This window comes from Nonlabens ulvanivorans (assembly GCF_032922765.1).
Taxonomy (GTDB): Bacteria; Bacteroidota; Bacteroidia; order Flavobacteriales; family Flavobacteriaceae; genus Nonlabens; species Nonlabens ulvanivorans.
The window spans coordinates 614,984-637,531 of sequence record NZ_CP136694.1 but is presented as its reverse complement, the minus strand read 5'-3'; the positions used below and the strand labels follow the sequence as shown (position 1 = coordinate 637,531).

The 22,548-nt window shown below is 35.0% G+C and carries 24 protein-coding genes; 11 read left to right on the top strand and 13 right to left on the bottom strand.

Going from position 1 to position 22,548, the window contains the following annotated elements:
- The first annotated feature begins 35 nt into the window (after window positions 1-35).
- Window positions 36-440: a lipocalin family protein gene (locus R1T42_RS02925; protein ID WP_317291234.1), complete on the top strand. Its 405-nt coding sequence runs from the start codon at window positions 36-38 to the stop codon at window positions 438-440.
- Here R1T42_RS02925 and R1T42_RS02920 read toward each other — a convergent pair.
- Entirely contained in the window at window positions 437-1,606 is a 1,170-nt protein-coding gene (locus tag R1T42_RS02920; RefSeq protein WP_317291233.1) for a GlmU family protein, read from the bottom strand. The genes R1T42_RS02925 and R1T42_RS02920 overlap by 4 nt on opposite strands.
- A gap of 135 nt (window positions 1,607-1,741) precedes the next feature.
- Here R1T42_RS02920 and R1T42_RS02915 point away from each other — a divergent pair, with 135 nt between their 5' ends.
- Window positions 1,742-2,803: a DUF3810 domain-containing protein gene (locus tag R1T42_RS02915; protein WP_317291232.1), complete on the top strand. Its 1,062-nt coding sequence runs from the start codon at window positions 1,742-1,744 to the stop codon at window positions 2,801-2,803.
- Window positions 2,804-2,807: 4 nt separating this feature from the next.
- Here the strand turns inward: R1T42_RS02915 and R1T42_RS02910 are convergent, their stop codons facing one another.
- Window positions 2,808-3,326: a hypothetical protein gene (locus R1T42_RS02910; protein ID WP_317291231.1), complete on the bottom strand. Its 519-nt coding sequence runs from the start codon at window positions 3,324-3,326 to the stop codon at window positions 2,808-2,810.
- A 267-nt stretch (window positions 3,327-3,593) separates the two neighbouring features.
- A complete protein-coding gene (locus R1T42_RS02905; protein WP_317291230.1) occupies window positions 3,594-4,772 on the bottom strand; it encodes a T9SS type A sorting domain-containing protein in 1,179 nt (392 codons plus the stop codon).
- Window positions 4,773-4,962: 190 nt separating this feature from the next.
- Here R1T42_RS02905 and R1T42_RS02900 point away from each other — a divergent pair, with 190 nt between their 5' ends.
- The 3 genes from R1T42_RS02900 to R1T42_RS02890 all read left to right on the top strand — a co-directional run bounded on the left by R1T42_RS02900 (window position 4,963) and on the right by R1T42_RS02890 (window position 10,059).
- Window positions 4,963-7,911, top strand: a complete 2,949-nt coding sequence (locus R1T42_RS02900; protein WP_317291229.1) for an amidohydrolase family protein — start codon at window positions 4,963-4,965, stop codon at window positions 7,909-7,911.
- Window positions 7,912-7,913: 2 nt separating this feature from the next.
- Window positions 7,914-9,200 carry an amidohydrolase family protein gene (locus R1T42_RS02895; RefSeq protein ID WP_317291228.1) on the top strand — a complete coding sequence of 429 codons (1,287 nt, stop codon included), beginning with the start codon at window positions 7,914-7,916 and terminating at the stop codon, window positions 9,198-9,200.
- A gap of 283 nt (window positions 9,201-9,483) precedes the next feature.
- Window positions 9,484-10,059 (top strand): NUDIX domain-containing protein, encoded by a 576-nt coding sequence (locus R1T42_RS02890; RefSeq protein WP_317291227.1) that lies wholly within the window; start codon window positions 9,484-9,486, stop codon window positions 10,057-10,059.
- Here R1T42_RS02890 and R1T42_RS02885 read toward each other — a convergent pair.
- Genes R1T42_RS02885 through R1T42_RS02875 form a run of 3 tightly spaced genes read right to left on the bottom strand, consistent with a single transcriptional unit; the run spans window position 10,056 to window position 12,038 of the window.
- Window positions 10,056-10,421 carry a hypothetical protein gene (locus R1T42_RS02885; protein WP_317291226.1) on the bottom strand — a complete coding sequence of 122 codons (366 nt, stop codon included), beginning with the start codon at window positions 10,419-10,421 and terminating at the stop codon, window positions 10,056-10,058. The genes R1T42_RS02890 and R1T42_RS02885 overlap by 4 nt on opposite strands.
- Complete coding sequence (locus tag R1T42_RS02880) at window positions 10,418-10,657, bottom strand: hypothetical protein (protein WP_317291225.1); 240 nt, start codon at window positions 10,655-10,657, stop codon at window positions 10,418-10,420. The genes R1T42_RS02885 and R1T42_RS02880 overlap by 4 nt, the downstream gene beginning before the upstream one ends.
- 25 nt (window positions 10,658-10,682) lie before the next feature.
- A complete protein-coding gene (locus R1T42_RS02875) occupies window positions 10,683-12,038 on the bottom strand; it encodes an NAD-dependent succinate-semialdehyde dehydrogenase (protein WP_317291224.1) in 1,356 nt (451 codons plus the stop codon).
- 157 nt (window positions 12,039-12,195) lie between these two features.
- Between R1T42_RS02875 and R1T42_RS02870 the strand changes: the two genes are divergently transcribed.
- Together R1T42_RS02870 and R1T42_RS02865 are read left to right on the top strand one after the other, a co-directional pair.
- Window positions 12,196-12,606: a hypothetical protein gene (locus R1T42_RS02870; RefSeq protein WP_036580753.1), complete on the top strand. Its 411-nt coding sequence runs from the start codon at window positions 12,196-12,198 to the stop codon at window positions 12,604-12,606.
- Between the two features lie 65 nt (window positions 12,607-12,671).
- On the top strand, window positions 12,672-13,181 hold the full coding sequence (locus R1T42_RS02865) for a hypothetical protein (protein ID WP_317291223.1): 510 nt from the start codon (window positions 12,672-12,674) through the stop codon (window positions 13,179-13,181).
- Here the strand turns inward: R1T42_RS02865 and R1T42_RS02860 are convergent.
- Together R1T42_RS02860 and R1T42_RS02855 are read right to left on the bottom strand one after the other, a co-directional pair.
- On the bottom strand, window positions 13,114-13,779 hold the full coding sequence (locus R1T42_RS02860; RefSeq protein WP_317291222.1) for a DUF2461 domain-containing protein: 666 nt from the start codon (window positions 13,777-13,779) through the stop codon (window positions 13,114-13,116). The genes R1T42_RS02865 and R1T42_RS02860 overlap by 68 nt on opposite strands.
- Before the next feature lie 69 nt (window positions 13,780-13,848).
- A complete protein-coding gene (locus R1T42_RS02855; protein ID WP_317291221.1) occupies window positions 13,849-15,771 on the bottom strand; it encodes a S8 family serine peptidase in 1,923 nt (640 codons plus the stop codon).
- A gap of 186 nt (window positions 15,772-15,957) precedes the next feature.
- On the opposite strand from R1T42_RS02855, the gene dnaN reads away from it, so the two are divergent.
- Entirely contained in the window at window positions 15,958-17,073 is a 1,116-nt protein-coding gene (dnaN, locus tag R1T42_RS02850) for a DNA polymerase III subunit beta (RefSeq protein WP_036580761.1), read from the top strand.
- A gap of 70 nt (window positions 17,074-17,143) precedes the next feature.
- On the opposite strand, the gene R1T42_RS02845 is transcribed toward dnaN, so the two are convergent.
- From R1T42_RS02845 to R1T42_RS02830, 4 genes are all read right to left on the bottom strand, one after another.
- On the bottom strand, window positions 17,144-17,692 hold the full coding sequence (locus R1T42_RS02845; RefSeq protein WP_317291220.1) for a type 1 glutamine amidotransferase domain-containing protein: 549 nt from the start codon (window positions 17,690-17,692) through the stop codon (window positions 17,144-17,146).
- Window positions 17,693-17,807: 115 nt separating this feature from the next.
- Window positions 17,808-18,326 carry a DinB family protein gene (locus R1T42_RS02840; RefSeq protein WP_317291219.1) on the bottom strand — a complete coding sequence of 173 codons (519 nt, stop codon included), beginning with the start codon at window positions 18,324-18,326 and terminating at the stop codon, window positions 17,808-17,810.
- A gap of 3 nt (window positions 18,327-18,329) precedes the next feature.
- Window positions 18,330-18,803: an Lrp/AsnC family transcriptional regulator gene (locus R1T42_RS02835; RefSeq protein ID WP_036580768.1), complete on the bottom strand. Its 474-nt coding sequence runs from the start codon at window positions 18,801-18,803 to the stop codon at window positions 18,330-18,332.
- Between the two features lie 80 nt (window positions 18,804-18,883).
- Window positions 18,884-20,008 carry a M14 family zinc carboxypeptidase gene (locus R1T42_RS02830; RefSeq protein ID WP_317291218.1) on the bottom strand — a complete coding sequence of 375 codons (1,125 nt, stop codon included), beginning with the start codon at window positions 20,006-20,008 and terminating at the stop codon, window positions 18,884-18,886.
- A gap of 381 nt (window positions 20,009-20,389) precedes the next feature.
- On the opposite strand from R1T42_RS02830, the gene R1T42_RS02825 reads away from it, so the two are divergent.
- From R1T42_RS02825 to R1T42_RS02815, 3 genes are read left to right on the top strand one after another with little or no spacing between them, the layout of a single operon-like run.
- A complete protein-coding gene (locus R1T42_RS02825; protein WP_235183318.1) occupies window positions 20,390-20,806 on the top strand; it encodes a helix-turn-helix domain-containing protein in 417 nt (138 codons plus the stop codon).
- Window positions 20,807-20,841: 35 nt separating this feature from the next.
- The gene (locus R1T42_RS02820) at window positions 20,842-21,210 is read left to right on the top strand and encodes a hypothetical protein (protein ID WP_036580774.1); all 369 of its coding nucleotides are present in this window, start codon (window positions 20,842-20,844) and stop codon (window positions 21,208-21,210) included.
- Window positions 21,211-21,220: 10 nt separating this feature from the next.
- Window positions 21,221-22,057 (top strand): TerC family protein, encoded by an 837-nt coding sequence (locus R1T42_RS02815; RefSeq protein ID WP_317291217.1) that lies wholly within the window; start codon window positions 21,221-21,223, stop codon window positions 22,055-22,057.
- 73 nt (window positions 22,058-22,130) lie between these two features.
- On the opposite strand, the gene R1T42_RS02810 is transcribed toward R1T42_RS02815, so the two are convergent.
- Entirely contained in the window at window positions 22,131-22,451 is a 321-nt protein-coding gene (locus tag R1T42_RS02810) for an EF-hand domain-containing protein (RefSeq protein ID WP_317291216.1), read from the bottom strand.
- Window positions 22,452-22,548: the final 97 nt, after the last annotated feature.

Sequence of the window (22,548 nt, the reverse complement as noted above, 5' to 3'; positions counted from 1 at the left end):
TATTTTTGAATAGTAGCATCTTAATATAAAAGACCATGAAACAATTACTTTTCACCCTAATAGGAATAATTCTCTTGATCAGTTGCGACTCTAGCGACGATCCTGGAAATGTTTTAACGAGTGACATCGTGGGAACCTGGCAATTAACGGCAAATCTGTCTGATCCTGGCGATGGAAGTGGTAGTTTTCAATCGGTTAGTAGTAACAAAACTATAACCTTTAATGCAGATGGTACATTTACATCAAATGGAGACGTTTGCGATATGTCCATAACGACCAGTACAAATACTAACGGTACTTATAACACTACTGACAAAACAATTAACGCTAATTGCGGCACTACTAACTTGCCTATCTCCTACACCATCGATAATCTTACTATGGATATCAGCTATTTTTGCATAGAGGCTTGCCAGTCTAGATATAGAAAGATTAACTAGTCTTTTCTATAAGCGGCAGTTTTCTCAAATACTGCATCCAAAATATCAATATCTACCTGTTCTAGAGTAAGACCACGACGTTTCATCACCACGTCTGCGACTTCATAAGCTTTGTTAGTCTTATAAGTCATATTACCTTGAGGTCCACCCCAATTGAAAGATGGGATAAAATTGCGAGGATATCCTGCGCCATAGATGTTAGCGCTCACGCCTACTACAGTACCTGTATTAAACATGGTATTGATTCCACATTTTGAATGATCGCCTAACATAAGACCACAAAACTGCAAACCAGTTTTGGCAAAACGACCGGTTTCATAATCCCATAGTTTTACCTCAGCATAGTTGTTTTTAAGATTACTCGTGTTAGAGTCTGCACCTATATTGCACCACTCGCCTAATACACTGTTTCCTAAGAATCCTTCGTGACCTTTATTACTATACCCAAAGATGACTGAGTTATTTAACTCGCCGCCAACTTTAGAATGAGGTCCAACGGTTGTAGGTCCATAAATTTTAGTTCCTAATTTAGTCGCACTGTGCTCTAATAATGCAAATCCACCACGTATAATACTACCTTCCATCACCTCAGCATTTTTACCAATATAGATAGAACCGCTACTTGCATTAAGAAATGCAAAATTTAATACGGCGCCTTCTTCTATAAATACACGCTCTGGATGAATGACTTGTACATTATCTGGTATAGGCTGGCTTGTTCTTCCTTTTGTAATCAGCTCAAAATCTGCTTCTAATGCTTTTCCATTTTTTGAGAAAATATCCCAGGTATGATCAATCCCATCACAATCACCTTCAAAAAGTACTTGCGTTAACTCGATAGTTGGTGTATGTACCGCTGCAGCACGATAAGCTACAATGGTATCGTTATACATTAGTTTTTGTCCTAATTTCAGTGCGTTTATTGCTTCACATAATTCATCTGTCGCAAAGATATTTCCCGCAATAACGACGTTATCATTAGTATCAGTCAGTGGATATTTAGTCTGTAGATAATCTTCTGTCAGATGACTAACATTAGCATTTAGCCTTTGCTCCCATTTCTCTTTTAAAGTTAAAATTCCGCAACGTATGGCGCTGGTCGGTCTTGTATATGTAAAAGGTAAAAGAGCTTTATGTTTATTAAAGTCGGCTAGAATGTAGTTCATGGGACGAAAAGTTTTGCGAGTGCAAAGGTAGAGATTTTGGTTTGTTTAGGTACTGGGTTTTTAGGTTGTAGGGTTACTAAGTATTTTAAGTTTTGATTTAAATTTAGTTTTAAGTTTAAAAAGTATCTTAGCACCATGCTCGGAACTAGAAAACGTCATGTAGTAATAGCGATAGGCCTTCTGGCTCTACAAATACTGACGTATTATAATCTTAGAAATTTCCCATCATTTATTGAAAAATATTACAGTAATGGGATATATCCATATATCTCTAAAGCCATGCGCATCGGATTAGGTTGGATTCCAATATCCTTTGGTGACCTGATGTACATCGCAGGAATTGTAATGATATTAAGATGGTTATGGATCAGTAAGATGGATTTAATTACGCTTTCGCGGAAGCGTTATACCCAACTCCTATTTTCATTAAACATCATCTTATTCACTTTTCAAGTTTTATGGGGATTTAATTATTATCGACAACCGCTGAATGTGACACTAAACATTGAACGAGAATATACCGTTGATCAACTTAAGAAAACAGTTACCAGATATGCTGACTTTTCTAACGAGTTACATGAATCCTTACAACCTGTCGATAGTTTGCTGGTAGTTTTTAATCGATCACAAAAAGAACTATTCAAAATCGCACCCAGCGGATTTGAAAAGTTACCACAACCGCAATTGAAACAAAAATTAAAACCAAATAGCATTAAAAAATCCTTACTCACCATGCCGTTAACCCATATGGGATATAGCGGATACCTGAATCCTATTACTGGAGAAGCTCAAACTAATGCATGGATCAATTGTTACAAAACACCTGTGTTAATTTTGCATGAGATGTCTCATCAATTGGGATTTGCAAAAGAAAATGAGGCTAACTATGTAGCCATTCAAGCTGGTCTGAATCACGAAGATTTACATTTCCAGTATAGCGCAAGCATTTTTGGGTTGAAGTATTTATTAAACGATTTATATACTAAAGACCCTGAAGCTTTTGAAAAAATAAAAAATCATCTAAGGCCAGGTATTTTAAAAAACTATCAAGAACTGAGAGTCTTCTGGGCGCCATATGATGATAATGTTATTGAACAAGTATCACAAGCTACTTACAATCAGTATTTAAAAGCTAACAATCAACCCGATGGGATGAAAACCTATAGCTATGTCGTATCGTTGCTCGTGAATGGCTAGGCGTTTATCCTACTTTTACTCCTTTCACTTTTCTCTTATCGGACTCTACATCAATCTTGATGTTCTTTTTAATTATAAGTTCTGCCCATTTACCTTCAATTACTTTAAATCTTTTGCCTTCAAAATTTACATAGAACCCATCATCTTCACTAATACCGTAAAGTCCATATTTTCCATCGTCGTATTTTCCAAACACCAAGTATTTATCCTCACCAGATTCAAAATATACTTTCAATCTTTTTTCATCTAAATCTTTGGCTACTGCTGGAGTCTTTTTAGGGAATGTAATGTAATAATTATAATACCCTTCTTCAAACTTTACCTTTCCACCTGTGATACTTTCATCTCGAGAGGCAGTTCTGTATACAATTGTGATTTTTTCATCATTAAAAAATTGAATCTTTTCTATATTATCTTTACTAGAACTTTGAACACGGTCTCTGGTTGTTTGATAAAAGTAAATAGGCTTACAAGATCCTAATATTAATACTAAAAGAATAAATGTAATTTTATAATGCTTCATAATATCGTTGGTTATTTTAATAATATAAATGTAAAAATACAAAACTAGATGAAATTTTAAAAGGTAACCATTCCCTCTATGGGGAATATTTTGTTATCACTTTTTAAGAATTTTAGGTTACTTAATTCGTTACCTTTAAACCTACATTCACAAACTTTTTTAATGAAACGAGTACTATTACTTTTATTCCTCGTCTACGCTATAGTAAGTGAACAGGAATACTTAAAAGAAAACAACCTACCAGAATATGATATGGACTAAAGATGGCTAGTTCTTTATAATTTTAAAATCACTTTTTAATCCATTAATATCTTCGATCAATAAATTATATAATCCGCTAGGTAAATGATGAATCGATATTCTTTCATTTGTAGATTCAAGAACTTTTCTTCCCTTCATGTCATATAATTCAACCGTATGTATTAATTCTGGTCCTTCAATAAACACGAACTCACTAGTTGGATTTGGATAAACTTTAAATGGTAGCGTTTCTAACGCGATATCACTGTTTGATAAAGTACTATTATAATTAAAGGTAGTACGATAATTAGGTAAAAAGATCATAGCTGCAGAGTCATATTGAGACTCTGTTGAAGTTAATATTTTACTGATATAAGGACTTTCATCATATATAAAATCGATACCCGTTTTATCTTTGAAAGGATGGTCTAATGTGCTAAGTTGTATACTAGTATCAAAGTTCAAATCAATCTTATAATCCTGAGATGGGTTACCTATAAAAGTTGATAGTGTAGAAATTCTATTTCCAAAGGTATCTGAGGTATAGGTTTCTCTATCTGTTTCACTCCAGGTAATACCATCCCATTCCTCATAAATTCTATTAGTGCGTTGATTACTTCCGTTATAATTTATCAAATCGCGTTCACTTAATACCCATTGAGAACCTACCCAGTCTTCTATTAGAAATTGTGTGATATTAGAACCACTATAAGACAAAGTAAATCGCTCTTCAAGATCGTACTGTGAACCGTTCCAAACCTCTATAATAGCAGTAGTTAAAACACCATTAGTATAAGTTACAGTAAATCGATCACTAGGTACCCAAATAGACCCTACATATTCTTCAAAAACCTGACTAATCAATTGATTTGATGAGTTATAAGAATACGTAATCCTATAGCTATCTTCATACTGACTGGTTGTACTATTGTAATTCTGCTCTAAAACCATCGTAGCGAGACTGTTAGCATTATAAGAATAAATAGTCTGGTAGCTTTGTTGCCATAAAGATGTAGATGTGTCCCAAAACAAATATTCTTCAGAGGTTAAATTACCATTGCTGTCGTAGACATAATTATTTCCTGAACTATTTATCCACTGGCTGGACGCTGTATCATAATACTCATCTATAGATGAAAGTAATTGGTTTTGAGCAACAAGTAAGGTGCTGAACAAAAACATAATAATTAAAGTAAAGTTTTTCATAATGAACTGATTTAAAGTGTTTTTCAAAACTACATGGAATTGATTATGCAGGTAATACCCCATATAGGGTATTTTTCATCCTCGTATTTACCAAAAGTGGATGTGAATTTTCTGTGGCTCTTAACACTTTTTAAGAATTGTAGATTAATGGAATAGCTATCTTTAAAAGCTAATTTCAAAAACTTTATTAATGAAACGAGTTCTACTACTCTTATTCCTTGTATATGGTATGGCCAGTGCACAGGAATACTTCCCTAATAATGACGACATTTCTGCACGTGGTGAGGTGGTAGTTGCAATTACAAATGCAACTATAGTGACACAACCAGGTACCGTTATTAATAATGGAACTATCATCCTTAAGGATGGTAAAATATCAAATATAGGAAGCGGTATAACCGTTCCTACAGGAGCAGTTATTCAGGATGCAAATGGAAGTTACATCTACCCATCTTTTATCGAGCCTTATGCAGATTTTGGAATGGAAAAAGCAAAACGTGCTTCAGGTAGCGGTCAGCAATATGATGAGAGTCGTCAAGGTTACTACTGGAATGACCACATCCGTGCAGAGCAAGATGCCCTAGACTTCTATAAATATGACGAGAAAGAAGCTAAAAAAATGATCGATGCTGGTTATGGTACGGTGCAAACACATATGAATGACGGTATTGCTCGCGGTACTGGTATGCTAGTAGCTCTTAATAATAACGGTGATGATGGAATGAGAATTCTTAAAGAAGAAAGTGGAAGCTTTTTCTCATTAAAACGTAGTGTTCAAACTAGACAATCTTATCCTACTTCATTAATGGGTACACTGGCATTATTGCGTCAGACTCATTTTGATGCAGACTGGTACTCAAAAGGAAATAGTGCTACACGCGATCTATCTCTTGAAGCTCTAGTCGCTAATAAAAACTTAGTTCAAATTATTGAAGCTGGTGATAAGAAGAATGTATTGAGAGTAGATAAAATGGGTGATCGTGTCGGCAAACAATTTGTAATTGTAGGTGGTGCAGACGCTTATGAAATGATAGACGATATTAAAGCAACTAAGGCTTCTCTTATTCTACCTATAAATTTCCCAGATGCCTATGATGTGACTAATCCATATCAAGAATGGTACGTGAATCTAGCTGATATGCGTGAATGGAAACAAGCACCAGCAAATCCTTACTTATTATCACAGGCTGGAATCAATTATGCCATCACTAGTCAAGGATTAAAAACTCCAGATAAATTGATGGAGAAATTAAAAATGGCAATGCAATACGGACTTACAGCAGACCAAGCTCTTGCAGCATTAACGACAAAACCTGCACAGATTTTGGGCGTAAGCGATATGGTGGGAACTCTTCAAAAAGGAAAAGTCGCTAACCTTATTATGACTTCTGGGCCATTATTTGAGAAGGATACTAAAATTTATGAAAATTGGGTTCAAGGTTCTAAACATGTGATTAAAGACCGTCACCGTAAAGATATCGACGGATCTTACACGGCTCTTATCGCAGGAGATACTTATAAAATGGATATCTCTGGAGATGCTAAAAAAGTAAGTATCAAAATAGACAGTACTAAATTAGGTGGGAAAATCGCTTATGATGGTAATTGGATTACTATTACGGCTTCTCAAAAAAATGCAGATGACAAGACCTTCACTAGAATGATCAGTAAAGTATCTAAAGAAGATCGTTTGACAGGTACTGCATACCTAGCAAATGGTAATGAAGTTTCTTTTACCGCAACAAAAGATGTTGAGAAAGAAAAGGATGAAAAAGAGAAGGATGAAAAGAAAAAGGAAACTAAAACTTTAGGTCCACTCACCTTTCCAAATGTAAGCTATGGAAGCGCTACAAAACCTCAAGAAGAGACTATACTGTATAGCAACGCTACTGTATGGACTAATGAGAAAGATGGAATTTTAGAAAACACAGATGTTCTGGTTAAAAATGGAAAAATATCTAAGATAGGTAAAAACCTTAGTGCTAGTAACGCTAGAGTAATCGATGCTACAGGAAAACACTTAACTAGCGGTATTATAGATGAACATAGTCACATCGCTATAGATAATGGTGTCAATGAAGCAGGACACAATTCTACTGCCGAGGTTACTATTGAAGACGTAGTAGATCACGAAGATGTAAATATTTACAGAGATCTTGCTGGTGGAGTAACTACTTCACAACTTTTACATGGTTCTGCAAATCCTATAGGTGGACGTAGTGCGATTATTAAATTGAAATGGGGCTATTCTCCAGAAGAAATGATTTATTCTGACAGTCCTAAGTTTATCAAATTTGCATTAGGAGAAAACGTAAAACAATCGCGTTACCAGAATGGTGTGCGTTTCCCACAGACTCGTATGGGTGTAGAACAAGTATTTGAAGACTACTTTACTCGTGCAAGAGAATATGCAGATTCTAAAGGAAAAAAGAATTTCCGCTATGATGAAGAAATGGAAGTTATTCTAGAAATTTTAGAAAGTGAGCGATTTGTTTCTTGTCACTCTTATGTGCAGACAGAAATCAACATGTTAATGAAAGTGGCTGAAAAGCACGGTTTCCGTATCAATACATTTACACATATTCTAGAAGGTTATAAAATGGCCGATAAGATGAAAGAACATGGTGTAGGTGGATCTACATTCTCTGATTGGTGGGCTTATAAATATGAAGTCAACGACGCTATACCTTATAACGCAGCCATCATGCATTCTCAAGGTGTGGTCACAGCAATCAATTCAGATGATGCTGAGATGTCTAGACGTTTAAATCAAGAAGCGGCAAAAGCAGTAAAATATGGAAACGTCAGTGAAGAAGATGCTTGGAAATTTGTAACCTTAAACCCTGCAAAACTTTTACATATCGACGATCGTACAGGAAGTATTAAAACAGGAAAAGATGCAGATCTGGTTCTTTGGTCAGATAATCCTTTATCTGTTACGGCAACCGCAGAGGTTACTATGATTGATGGGATTGTGTTTTTTGATAAGGAACGTGATCTACGCTTTCGCGAAAGCATAAAAGAAGAACGCCAGCAGCTTATCAATGAGATGATCGCTGCAAAGAATAAAGGGCTCAAAACACAAGAGCCAAAACAATCTACTAAAACTCTTTATGAGTGTAACACGCTAGAATGGTAATCATGAAAAGAATCATATATATATTATGCGCTGTAGTAGGATTTACCGCAGCAGCACAACAAACTCCAGCACCTGAGGCAAATAAGTCATATACTATTATGAATGCTACAGCACACATAGGTAATGGAGAGCTTATAGAAAATAGTGTCATCGTTATAGAAAACGGTAAAATTACCACAGTTGCAGATGCTACAACTGTAAAAATGCAACCAAAAGGAGAAGTCATTAACGCCAGCGGATTGCATGTTTATCCAGGAATAATCGCTTGTAATACAACGTTAGGTCTAGTAGAAATAGATGCGGTAAAAGCGAGTGATGATGATAGAGAAATAGGAACTTATAATCCGCATATACGTAGTTTAATTGCTTATAATGCAGAGAGTCGTGTGGTTGAAACCATGAGACCTAATGGTGTTCTTATTGCGCAAGTAGTACCACGTGGTGGTCGTATTTCTGGTCAGAGTAGTGTGATGCAAATGGATGCATGGAACTGGGAAGATGCCGCAGTACGAGTGGATGATGGTGTACATATCAACTGGCCTAGAACTTTTAGAAGATCTGGTAGCTGGTATGAGCCAGGACCTACTATCCCTAGTAAAAACTACGATAAAGAAGTAGATGAATTGACTCAATTCTTAGCTGCTGCGCGTGCTTATACAGGAAGTGGAAAGAAAGATTTAAAGTATGCTTCTTTAAAACCAGTGCTTGCAGGTAATGCAACGGCTTATATACATGTGAATGGAGAAAAAGCGATACGCGATGTTTTAGGATTTGTAAAGGAACAAGGTTTAAAAAAAGTCGTTCTAGTTGGTGCTCAAGGTGCTCAAAACGTGACTAAAGAATTAGTTGCTATGAAAATTCCAGTTCTTGCAGGTAGAGTTCACGATTTACCGGCACGAGATGATGCTGATTATGACATGCCTTATAAGTTCCCAAAGTTATTAAGTGACGCTGGTGTTATGGTTGCTCTTGAGAACTCAGGAGATATGGAGCGTCACCAAGCACGTAACTTTCCTTTTTATGCAGGAACTATAGTAGGTTTTGGTATGGATGCAGAGAAAGCCTTACAGCTAGTAACACTTAACGCAGCAACTGTTTTAGGAATAGATAAAGATTACGGATCGCTAGAACAAGGTAAAAGCGCTACCCTATTCATTTCAAAAGGAGATGCCTTAGATATGCGAGGAAATCAATTGTCTCGTGCATTTATTGATGGACGTGATATCTCTTTAAATACCAGACAGAAGGATTTGAACGATCGCTATATGGAGAAGTATAGGAAGCAGTAGATATTTGAAATAAGTAAATGGATCAAATACCTATTTCGATATTAATGTCGTTGTTGCTTTTTTCAATATCGATAATTATTTATATAATTCTTAGAAAGTCAATGATTTATGAGAAGAAAAAAGGAACCAATCCAATAATTCTTAAAACAAAAAAAGTAAAAAATTGGATTTTGATTATAGGCCTTTTCTTTTGTAGTATAATTAGTTTTCTTCATTTTATTAATAGATAGTTATCTTTAATTCATCAAGCCAGTCCAGCAGACTGGCTTTTTAATATCCAACCATGAAATACTCCATCAACAACGAAAAAACAGTCTACAACGGCTTCTTCAAAGTCCTAGAAGCTCAAGTGACTCACGATAAAATCAATCAAAGTGGTTCTATAGAAGCTACACGCATTTGTCTTGAACGTGGCGATAGTGTAGCGGTGCTTATTTATGAAACGGATACCGATAGTTTTTTATTTACCAAACAATTCAGATATCCTAGTGCCAGACGTAATCATCCGTGGATGTTAGAACTAGTCGCAGGATCCGTAGAAGAAGGAGAAAATCCTATGGATTGTGCACAACGAGAAATTGAAGAAGAAATAGGTTATGAAACTAATGAACTGGAATTGATAACCACTTACTTCCCATCACCAGGTGGCTGCTCAGAACAAATCCATTTGTATTATACTGAGGTCAACAGCTCTCAAAAGACTTTAAAAGGTGGCGGAGCTGTCTCTGAAAAAGAAGATATTGAGTTGATTAAAATAAAATGTAACGATATTAAAAAGCAGCTTGATGAAGGTGCTTTTAATAACTCCATTTCATTGATAGGAATTCAGTGGTATTTATTAAATAAAAGATTAGCCTAGGGCAACTTTTGAGCGATGTAAAAAATTACAGCTCCGGCTACATAGCAACCTATATCCCAAACGTCTCTAGTATATCGTTCTGAGTTTAAGGGAAGATAGTATTCAAAATAATAAGAGTATAAAACCACTAAACTTATAAGGCTTAAAACACCTATTCGTAATTGATAATTCTTTTTTACCATCCATAGTACATGAAGACATATAGTAGCGATGATAGGGATGACCAATATATCATTGAGATAACTAAAAATGAATGGATAAGATTCGTACTGTACTAACTTCATGAATTGAACAGCAGCATACATCAACATGCATATTAATGCTACAATATGCAATGTTACTAAGGGTACCTTTTTTATCATGTAGCTAACAACGCTATTAACCACGCCAGAAACATTCCAACAGCCATAACTACCATCCAGATAGAATGAAGTACTTTATAAGATCCACTAATAAACCAATATGGACTATGCTCCCATTTTTCAATAAAAGACTTCTTATTTAGTACCTTCTTAGCGTCTATATCATCAGGTTTGCCTGAATTGGGATTTTCTTTTGAATTGCTGGAATCATTTTGAAGTAACTGTTTATCTCTCATTGTAGTCTACACTATGATCATAAATTTATTTATCAATCACTACAGTTTTAATGTTACAAAACTCTCTAATACCAAAATGCGATAATTCTCTACCATAACCTGAAATTCCTGTTCCACCAAATGGTAATGCGGGATGACTCGCAACCTTAGCATTTACAAATACGGCACCATCATCAAACCTAGAGACGAGTTTTTCCGCTTTTTCTAGATCTTGTGTAAATAGAGATACTCCTAGACCAAATTCTGAATCATTTACTAATTCAACAGCTTCATCCTCATTTTTAAAAGTTGTTACAGCCATTAAAGGACCAAATGTTTCTTCCTTAAATACAGGCATATCTTTAGTAACACCTGTTAAAATAGTAGGTTCAAAAAATGCTTTATCTCGCTTTCCTCCTAGTTCAAGAGTTGCGCCCATTTCTATAGACTTATTCATAAGATCTTCTAACTCCTCTGCAAGATCTTCTCTAGACATTACTCCTATGTAGGTTTCATCATTTTCAGGATCTCCTACTTTTAAATCTTTTACAGCAGTTTTGAATCTTTCCATAAATACATCTGCAATATCTTCATGCAATAAGAGTCTCTTACCTGCTATACAGCTTTGTCCCGTATTTTGATAGCGTGCAGCCACACAGGTCTCGACAGATTGTTCGATATCTGCATCTTTAAATACCACTAATGCATTATTCCCACCTAATTCCAAAACCGTTTTTTTAATCTCACTTCCCGCAGTTCCGGCAACAGCACTACCTGCAGGCTTTGATCCTGTTAAGGTTACTGCTTTAACTATAGGGTTTTTGATTATATTTTCTACAGCTTTACTACCTATTACTAGGTTTGTAAAACAACCTTTCGGAAATCCAGCATCAATAAAAATATCTTCCATCAATACAGCACTACCCATTACACTACTCGCATGTTTCAACACACCTACATTACCAGCCATTAACGCGGGAACTATAAAACGCATCACTTGCCAGAATGGGTAATTCCATGGCATCACTGCTAGTACGACTCCTAATGGCTCATAGGAGACATAAGATTTAAAATGATCTGTATCTACATATTCATTTTTAAGATGACTCTCCGCATTAGCAGCATAATACTCACACAGCCATGCACATTTTTCAAGCTCGCTGCGTGATTGTGATATGGGCTTCCCCATTTCACGAGTCATTTTTAATGCATATTGATCAGTATTTTTGCGCAATAAACCTGCGACTTTTAATATAAGATTGGATCTGTGTTCATAGCTTGTTAATCGCCATTGCTCAAATTGCTCTTGTGCCGTTTGTAATTTATGCTCTATGGTTTTTGAATTATCTTCTTGATATTTTTTGAGCTCTTTACCGTTATATGGATTAATAGTTTGTATCACTTTTTATTTTAAAGATACTGATTATTGAATCTAAAGAAGGCAAGATTTACACGAGTTTAACGACTATAAAATTAGTGTTGATAAGGTTGTTGAGAAACTACGCTTCCGCGAAAGCGTAATAAACACAAGCCTTAGTAACTTTAAAAAACCTTCTATCATGAATAATCGAGACGAATATCTAGTAGCACTAAGACCTGAGATTCCTAATGCACGAGTAAGTGATGACATGTCTATTGAAGAACAATTTCAAAATAGAACACTAAGACCCATTGCAAAATTACAGCACGATTTATTAATAGCCGTTTTTCATAATTATATCAAGAAACATAAGAATGTGTTTTTTGGGTTGACCTCTAATAAGCGTATAGATTATATCGAGAATGCTGTAAATCGAGATCAGAAATTCCGCAACTCTCTTAAAGGTATCATCATAGGTCAATTCACTGTAAATGAATATCTTGCATATATTAAGAACTCTAGTGCTCTTAACAAGCGTATGATGAATTTAGTACGTGAAAGATTGATAAATAGTATTCAACTTTTTGAACGTCCACCAGTAGAATTATAAAAGTTTAAGTATACATTTACATAGGATAGCATAACGATTATCCGGTACTTAAAACTTTATATATCATGCTTAAAATCAATGCGGTAAATAAGTGTAAAGAGGTTATACAAAATAGTATAGACCGCTATAAAGTGCGTGTTCAGGAATTAGGCGATTCTCTAGCAGACAACGATGCCAGTAATGATGCCGAAGATGATGATGGCTCTGGTGAATTAATGGCTGATTTTGAGCGATACAACAATCTTAAAGATGAACACGAGAAGTTAAAGAGAGCTTTTGAAAATATCTCTTACGGTAGTGGTAAAACGGTCGTGACGGAAGGTGCTCTAGTCACTACTGACTCAAATATGTTTTTAATAAGCGTCTCCTTAGGTGAACTGATAACTGATGAAGGAGATAAATTCTATGCTATATCTTCTAATGCGCCTATCTATGAGGCTATGAAGAATTTAACGGCTAGTGATTCTTTTACTTTCAACGGTATGACTCGTAAGATTTTTAAATCAATTAAATTAAAGATTCACCATTTAAATCTGTCGTTAAAACATCTGTCATATAATCTAAGAATGGTCTAGCTGTTTCAAATGACTTATTGATATTGTCAAAGAACTCTGGACTCTGAATTTCATGATCTGTGAAGCTTTTCAAAAAGTGATAGCTTTTAAATCTTATCAAATCAATATCTGGATGTGTCTTATCAAAATTTCTCGGAGCCGTCTTTAACTGTTCTCCTTGAAAGGTTCCCCATGTTTTCAAAAATTGAGGCTCCTCGATAATATCTCTTAATTCTTGTGCGTCTACCTCTAACTCCTTACGTACTCTTAAAAGATCTTCTTTCTCTGGACCAAAAAAACCTACTCCTATCAAATGATTACCTGGCTTTATACGCATATAATAACTGCCACGGCGCTCTACACCAGCACGCATCCAGTTAGCGCTTCTATGTACTTTAAAAGGCGTTTTATCTTTTGAAAATCGAATATCTCGATAAATTCTATATGTTTTAGACTTTTCAATTACATCATGCTGATTTAGCAAGTCGGTAATTTCATTAATACTGTTTTTAAAAGCATTATCTAGTTCAAGAAATTGAGGTTTGTGATTCTCAAACCATGGTCTGTTATTATTCTTTTCTAGTGAAGTAAGAAAGGTAAGAAGTTCTTTATGTATCATAAATTAAAGATGTAAAAAAACCGCTTCATTTAACTTGAAGCGGTTTTTAATAAAAGTAAGAATATATTGTTATCTAACTATTAACTTTCTTGTACTTGCCGTTATACCATTTCCAACTCTTACAAGATAGATACCAGAATTTAAGTCGGCCGTAGAAATACGTTGCTCAAATAAACCATTGTTGTCAAATGATCTAGACATTACTTCTTGTCCTAAAACATCATAAACATTGACATTAATTTTATCACCAGATAACTGATTATTAAATGCTACGGTAAAGTGATCTGTTGCTGGATTAGGATAAATACTAAAACTATCTAATTGATCTTCTTTGTTAGAGAATGTTGCTGGATCTGCGCCTGTGATGATCAGAGAAAAAGCTTGCGGAGCAAAAAACAAATTTCCTTTGTGTGTTACAGTGATTGTGTATGTTCCAGAAGCATTATCAATTTCAATTTTTTCATAATTATCAACGTTATTAGGAGCAATATTAGTCGCAGCTGCAGCTGGTGATGCAGGATCTAAACTCCATGGATAATATGTATTACCTGTTGCATCAGTTACCACTAAATCTAAGTCATTTGTAATCGCAGGGCGTGTTGGGTCCTCAGTAGTTGTATCAGAATTTGGGAAAGGTTGCAGCGACCTAAAGTCAGTCCAAGAAATTGATATTACTAAATCATTTCCACCTGATACTGAAAAAGTAGATTTTGTATACGTGGCTGCATTTGCCAATGACAATTCTTCTATTGAAGAACTGTTACCATCATTCTGAATTGCTAATGCTGCCTCTTCTGTATCTAAAAGTCCCCATCCAAATTGATAATCAGGACCATCGAAAGTACCTGCTTCTTTAACAGTATGTAAAGCAAGACCTTTAACAGTAGCAGACTTCATATACTGAGAGTTTAAGGAGTTATAATATTGTTGCAATAAAATTAATCCACCAGATACTGCTGGAGCTGACATACTTGTACCGCTTATAGTAGCATATCCAGAATTCCCTTGATTATAATATGACGAATACATGTTAACACCTTTAGTAGTGATGTCTGGCTTAACACGACCATCATCAGCAGGTCCCCAAGAACTAAATGAAGACATAGGAACTGATGCAGGACTCGCATAATTAGGATTTCCCACCGCTGCACCAACTATCATAGCGTTTTTTGAAAGTTTATCACCTGTTAAAAGGTCATAACCATTGTCCATTGTGTTAACTCCTGTATTTCTAGAATTACCAGCAGACATTACCGGTAAATAATAAGGTGCGTTGAAAGTGATGTTATCGACTGCCGCTGCTTCAGTTCCATAACGACCTAAAAAGGCACGATTAACATTACCTGAAGGTATACCGTAACTATGGTTAGAAATTAACATCCCACTACTGGCTTCAGTCGTCATTTCTGAATTGTCATTAGTAAAATTATAAAATTTTGCAGTTGCCTGCGGAGCAATACCTATGGCATTATTATCAGGACCATTTGCTACAATAGTTCCAGTTACGTGAGTTGCATGGTCATCATCGTCAGGATCTCCTGAGGAAACAGGAGCTTCTCCTGCAACCACTCGCCCTATTAATGCTTCATGAGTTTGTAGTACTCTAGCTCCATCCCAAACGCCAACTTCCATGTTTTGACCTTCTATATTAATCCCCAAAGATCCACCATTCCACAATTCATTTGCACCTTGCATTAATCCAGCAATACGATTATCTGTGGACATATAAATAGGTTCATTGTCAATAACATCATATAATGCACCTGAAGAACCATCTTCGAACGATTTACGTAGAGGCCATCCATTCTCTTTTGCAAGACGTGTGGCACGTTCCATTCTTATTTCATATTCCTGTTGGAATTCTAGTCTTAGCTCTTCTAATTTTACTTGATCATAATCTTTTGTAATTTGCGCTCGCTCTTCAGCGGTTTGCCCAAAAGAAAGACCTGAACTAAGCAAAGCTAATCCAAGGATAAGTGTAGTCTTTTTCATGTTTTTATTTATAAATAGGGTTCTTTTGTTAATAAGTATCTTTCAGCTTTATCGATATTAAAATATCTTTGCAGAAATTACTGTATTAGAGTCGAAAAATACGTAAAAAAATTACAATTGGTTTGTATTTAACTAATTCTAATGAAACAAATAAGCTATAATAGTATCACAAAAGCATAACACAATATGAAATTTATTGTCTCAAGTTCTTATTTACAGAAACACCTTCAAATGTTAGGTGGCGTTATTAACAGTAACAACACCTTACCTATATTAGATAACTTTTTATTGGAGTTAAATGGTAAAGAGCTTAAAGTATCTGCATCAGACATGGAAACAACCATGCTTACCGCCCTAGAAGTTGAAAGTGAAGATGACGGCAGCATTGCTATACCAGCAAAGCTATTACTTGATACTTTAAAAACTTTTCCTGAACAACCTCTCACTTTCAGTGCAGATAATGGTATCATGACGGTAAGCCATGATAAAGGTAGTTCTGAAATAGCCTGTGCAAATGGTGAGGAATTCCCTAAAGCGGTAAGTTTAACAGATCCGAGTAGTACCTCTATATTAGGTGACACTCTAGCAACTGCAATAAATAAAACCATTTTTGCTGCTGGAAATGACGACCTTAGACCAGTAATGTCTGGTGTATTCTTTCAATTCTCAACAGATTCATTAACCTTTGTTGCAACAGACGCTCATAAATTAGTAAGATACCGTAGAGAAGATTTATCTGCTAGTGAAACAGCAGAATTTATTATGCCTAAAAAGCCCTTGAATCTTTTAAAATCAATGTTACAAGGTAGTGAGACAGAGGTTTTAATAGAATATAATGAAAGTAATGCTCAATTTACGTTTGACTCAACGAGTATAATTTGTCGTCTAATAGACGGTAAGTATCCTAACTATGAAGCCGTTATTCCAAAGGAAAACCCTAATAAATTAGTGATTACCCGTAATCAATTTTTAAACTCTGTGAGACGTGTAAGTATCTTTTCTAATAAGACAACTCACCAAATCAGACTTAAAATGGCTGGAGCAGAGTTAAACATATCTGCAGAAGATCTAGATTACAGCAACAAGGCAGATGAAAGGCTTACTTGTGATTATCAAGGAGATGATATGCAAATAGGTTTTAATAGTCGTTTCCTAATTGAAATGTTGAACAATTTAAACTGTGAAGATGTCTCTCTTGAAATGTCTATGCCTAATAGAGCTGGAATCTTAACACCAGTAGATGGTCTAGATGAAGGTGAACATGTAACTATGCTTGTGATGCCAGTAATGCTTAATCAATAAAAGCACTTACTTTATATAAATAAAAAGGCTCGCTTAATGCGAGCCTTTTTTATTTATATCTAACATAACATTACGCATGTTGTTCTTCATGTTTACCTTCTCTTACTTCTTCTATAAGCTTTGCATTGAATGCATTTAAATCATCAGGTGTTCTACTCGTTGTAAAGCCTTCATCAACGACGACTTCTTCATTCACCCAATTTCCTCCTGCGTTTTCAATGTCCTTCTGCAACGATGGGTAAGATGTTAACTTACGTCCATTTAATACGCCAGCATCTATCAAGGGTTGAATACCGTGGCAAATTGCGCTTACTGGCTTATGTTGTTTAAAGAAGTCTTTGATAAATCCTATGGATGCATCATCTTGTCTTAATTGATCTGGATTCAATACGCCGCCAGGCAACATCAAAGAGTTATAGTCGCTTGCGGACACATCTGACACTGCATGATCTACCTCATACGTTTCTGACCAATTTCCGTCATTCCACGCCTTTATAGACTCTCCTGAAGGGCTTATAATATGTACAGTCGCACCTGCATCTTCTAATGCTTTTTTAGGACTGGTTAATTCTATTTCTTCAAATCCGTTTGTGGCTAATATAGCTACTTTCTTTTTCATGGTATATATTATTTTTAAATTCTCTACAAAAGTCACATACTGCCATGTGTTTATATAATAAGAGCCTGCTAAGATTTACTTAGCAGGCTCTTAAATTTTACCGATTTAGCAAAAATTAACTTAAATACCGCTCCATTATCACGTTTTCGTGATGCTTATTGTGACCAGCAATTAAAAAAGGAATCACACGTACACTCATAGCGCTATCACTCGCAATACCTTTAATCATAAGTTGATCTACCGTAATAGACTTAAATAAATCAATAGTAGCGTTTCTTGTAGCTTGAAAAGAATTTAATAGATCCGCTTTCGCGAAAGCGTAATTTTTATAATCTCTAGCAAATACATCTTGATCAAATCCTGGTAAAGGTGTTACATCACCTCTCATAAATCTAAGGGCTCGATAAGCAAACACACGTTCTGTATCGATATTATGCATCAACACCTCACCTATCGACCACTTTCCTTCTCCATATGTAGTGTCTAGAGGCTTGTCTATCGCTTTTATAAAATGTAAGGTATCCTCTAAACTAGTTTCAAGAATCGTATCAATGGTTGCTGCCTCTGGTACTAAATTTAAATAATGATCGTAGTAGCTATTGTACTCTTCTGATTGAAGTTCTTTACGAGTCATTATTTAAAGGTCTTGAAAAACTTTATGAAGTAATCTTTTCTTATCGTTAATGCTTTCTTCTAACGATATCATCGTTTCGGTACGACTAACTCCTTCAATATCATCAAGCAAGAAAATAATTTTTTTTGCATGAGTGGTGTCTTGAGCTCTAATTTTACAAAAGATATTAAACTTACCTGTCGTAATATGCGCTACAGTAACAAAAGGAATCTCTTTAATACGACTGATTACAAATTGAGTCTGTGACGTTTTTTCTAAAAAGACACCTATATATGCGATAAATGTATATCCCAATTGCTCATAGTCCACAGTTAGAGAAGATCCTTTTATTATTCCACTTTCTTCCATCTTTTTAACTCGTACATGAACTGTTCCTGCCGATATATTTAATCGCTTTGCGATGTCTGTAAAAGGTGTTCTCGTGTTTTCAATTAACACATCAAGTATTTGCTTATCTATGTCGTCAATCCTTGCCATTTCTTTATTTTATCAATTATTTACAAAAAAACACAAAAAACTAAGATAAACCCGAACAAAAAGTCAGTTTTATCATATAATTAATAGAAAATCTGAATATCTAAACTATTACTAATAATCTTTTGCCCTGTAGATATCTCAAAGTCAACAACTGCATCAATTAAACTCATATCTATAATGCGATGCGCATTTTTTACTGTAGTATCATTAACACCAGTAAGAAACGGAACAAAGTAAAGAATATCATCGCTCAAAATCTCTCGATACATTATAGATAAATCGACTGTACTTTTACCTGATGGGACATTTTTTATGAGAATATCACAAAAGTTAGTTTCTATTGGAGTAATCGAATGATACTCACTAAGCACTTTTGGAGAATCTACATCATCACTTGACGCAATAACCTCAATAGCACGTTGTAATGACTTAAATATGGAATGAACAGTTTCGGTACGATAATAATCATCATCTGCCTGTCCTGCCTCAAATAGTATTGTAGGAACACCTAGAGATTGGAACGTATCTCCAACACTATTTGCATTAAAACCATCTCCATATCTACCTATGATGTGATTTGAATCATGGCTAATACAATCAATTAATTGATTGATAACATTCATTGCTTTTAAACGTGCAGGTGTCACCTCTCTAGATTCATCGGCTGCAGGAGATAAGAAAGAACAGTGAATTCCTTTACTTCCATCTGGTGTTCCATAGATCGTTCTTTGATCATGAAGATTGAAACAATAGTCAGGTTGAAAAACCTCAAATGCAGTTTTTAAAAGAACACTTTCTGGCTGAGAAAGATTCTGAGCATCTCGATTTAAATCTACAGAATTTGCGTTTTCCCTGGTCCATCTCTTTAATCCGTCAGGGTTTAAAACAGGAATTATATATAATGAATATTTTTTAAAATTATCTGACTTTACAAACCAATCCATAAAAGGAATCAACGCTCTAGTAGTGGTAGATTCATTTCCATGCATTTGTGACCACATCAATATTTTAATTGAACCAGATCCTAATTGCACATTATAAATAGAATTACCTAAAACAGATTTCCCTAGTTCACTTTTAATAGAGTGATACCCCTTAAAACTACCTATAAGAGTATCTAAGGAACTAATAAAATCTTCATATATAAAGTAACGCTTATCGAGAACAGGTGCCATGACGTTAGTATTAAAGCAGGTTGTATTCATTGTGACAAAATAAGTGATACAAATGTAACTCATCCGCAGTTTACACATGTAAACACCTTTTAATTTACAATTGTAAACAAAACGATGCATTGAATTGTTTACAACTGTAATCAATATCAATTGTTGAACTGTAGACCTTACCACTGGAACATTACCACATACCATTATCACTACACTTTGATATAGTAAAAATCTTTAATTCAGTAGATTAATTACACCCAAGTACACTAAAGATTCAACTATAAACCTACAATCATAAGGACGTATTGCGTATGACGTACATATTGTTTAGTTTTGTAAACAATAAAACAACACTGTTTTTGTTTACAAATGTAACACATGGTCAATTCAGCTGATTTTACAAAGAGAATCCATAAAATCATGGAAAAAAATGATTTGAACGCATCATCATTTGCAGAAGCTATACACGTAGGTCGCAGTTCAATCTCACATATTTTATCTGGACGTAACAAACCTAGTCTAGATCTAGTCATGAATATTGTAGATCAATTTCCAGAGGTAGATCTATACTGGTTACTAAACGGTAAAGGTTCTTACCCTAAAAAGGAAATGATTGAGACTCCTGCTGCTCAACCAGTAGCTCCTACCGTTAAAAAAGAAGATAAAATTGAAACAACCGCTGCTGTAAATCCACCAGTCACTCCATCACCAGATTTATTTTCCACTCCAAAACCCGAGATTACCAAAGAAACGGAAACATTAATTAAAGGGAAAAATATATCAAAAATAATCGTCTTGTATAGTGACGGAAGTTTTAAAGATTACTTCCCAGAATAGATGAGCTATTGCTTAAATTTGTTTAAAAATAAGAGATGCGTATTTTAGGAATTCTTATGCTAGTTTTGATGACTAGTTCATGTTATCAAGTTGAAAGAGATTGTTCAAATTTCAGAACAGGTACCTTTATATGGGAACAAGAAAGTGGTGGTAAATTATTGAAAACAACTTTTACAAGAACAGAAGAATTCCAAATTGAAACCTATGAAGGTGTTATTGACAGTTCTCGAGTAGAGTGGATAAATGATTGTGAGTGGAGAATTATTCCTATCAATCCAAAAACAAATGCAGATAGTAGAGCTTATCTTTTTAGAATATTAAACACGACTGAAGATTCTTATACATTTGAATTTAAACAATCTGGTCGTGAACAAACGTATCAAGGTACTGCCGTAAAAAAATAAATCACATATTATGTTTGAAATTTTCTCAAGTGCAGACGCGTGGATCGCTTTAGTAACATTGATATTTTTAGAAATTGTACTAGGTATAGATAATATCATATTTATTTCCCTAGCGGCAGACAAGTTACCAGCAGATCAAAGAAAGAAAGCTACTAACATAGGTTTAGCGCTTGCGATGATTTTACGTATCGCACTACTCTTTGGGATTAGCGTTTTGATATCTCTACAGGCTCCATGGTTTATATTTGATTGGGGCTGGGCTCACGGATCCATATCTGGGCAGTCTTTAATTCTTATCGCTGGTGGTATATTCTTATTATATAAATCTACTCAAGAGATTTATGAAAAAGTTGAAGACATAGGACATGATCAAAGAGAGGTCAAACGCAAGAGAACATCTGCACTATCAAAAGTTATCATGGAAATCACTATGATTAATATTGTCTTTTCTTTTGATAGTATTCTGACAGCTATAGGAATGACAAATGGTTTGAGTGATGATCCAGATGGAGCTTTACTATTAATGATCATAGCAATCGTAATATCTGTTATCATTATGCTGGTATTTGCTCATCCTGTTGGAAAGTTTGTAAATAAGCATCCATCGGTACAGGTTCTAGGACTTGCCTTTTTATTATTGATTGGGTTTATGCTTATTGCTGAAGGTGCTCATATGGCCGATCTAGTTATCTTTAATCAAAGTACCGGTACAATTCCTAAAGGTTACCTATACTTTGCTATTTTCTTTTCCATGTTCATAGAGTTCTTAAATTTTAAATTAAGAGGAAAGAAAATTAAACATAAGAAAACTACAGACCTTCTAGAGGAAGATGAAATCATTAAATAGCCACTCACTAATTAAAACTTAAAAAGCGCCGTAAATAATTAATTTACGGCGCTTTTTAATGAAGTGATAATATTTATCTACCACCGTTAGGCCTACCGCCTTGACCAGGTCCTCCAGATCGTCTTTCTGGTACAGGAGCGTTTTTAAGCTCTTCTAATGATAGAAAACCGTCATCATCTGTATCTATAGTATCAAAGTCATTTTTAAGCGGTCCCTGAACCTCATCTTTTGATAACTTTCCATCTTTGTTTGTATCCATTTGCTGGATGAGAGTTGCCGCGTCAGGCTTTTCTCCATTTTTAGAAGTTGCTGATTTTTCAGTTGTATTTGTTGAACCACAACTCGTTAATATTACAACTCCTACTGCTATTGCTACTGATTTAAGTGCTTTCATATAAATTGGCTTTCTTATTTGACTTAACAATTGTGCAATAGTTTAGTCATAACATAAAAAAAACCCATCATAATAGATGGGCTTATTAAATTCCGCT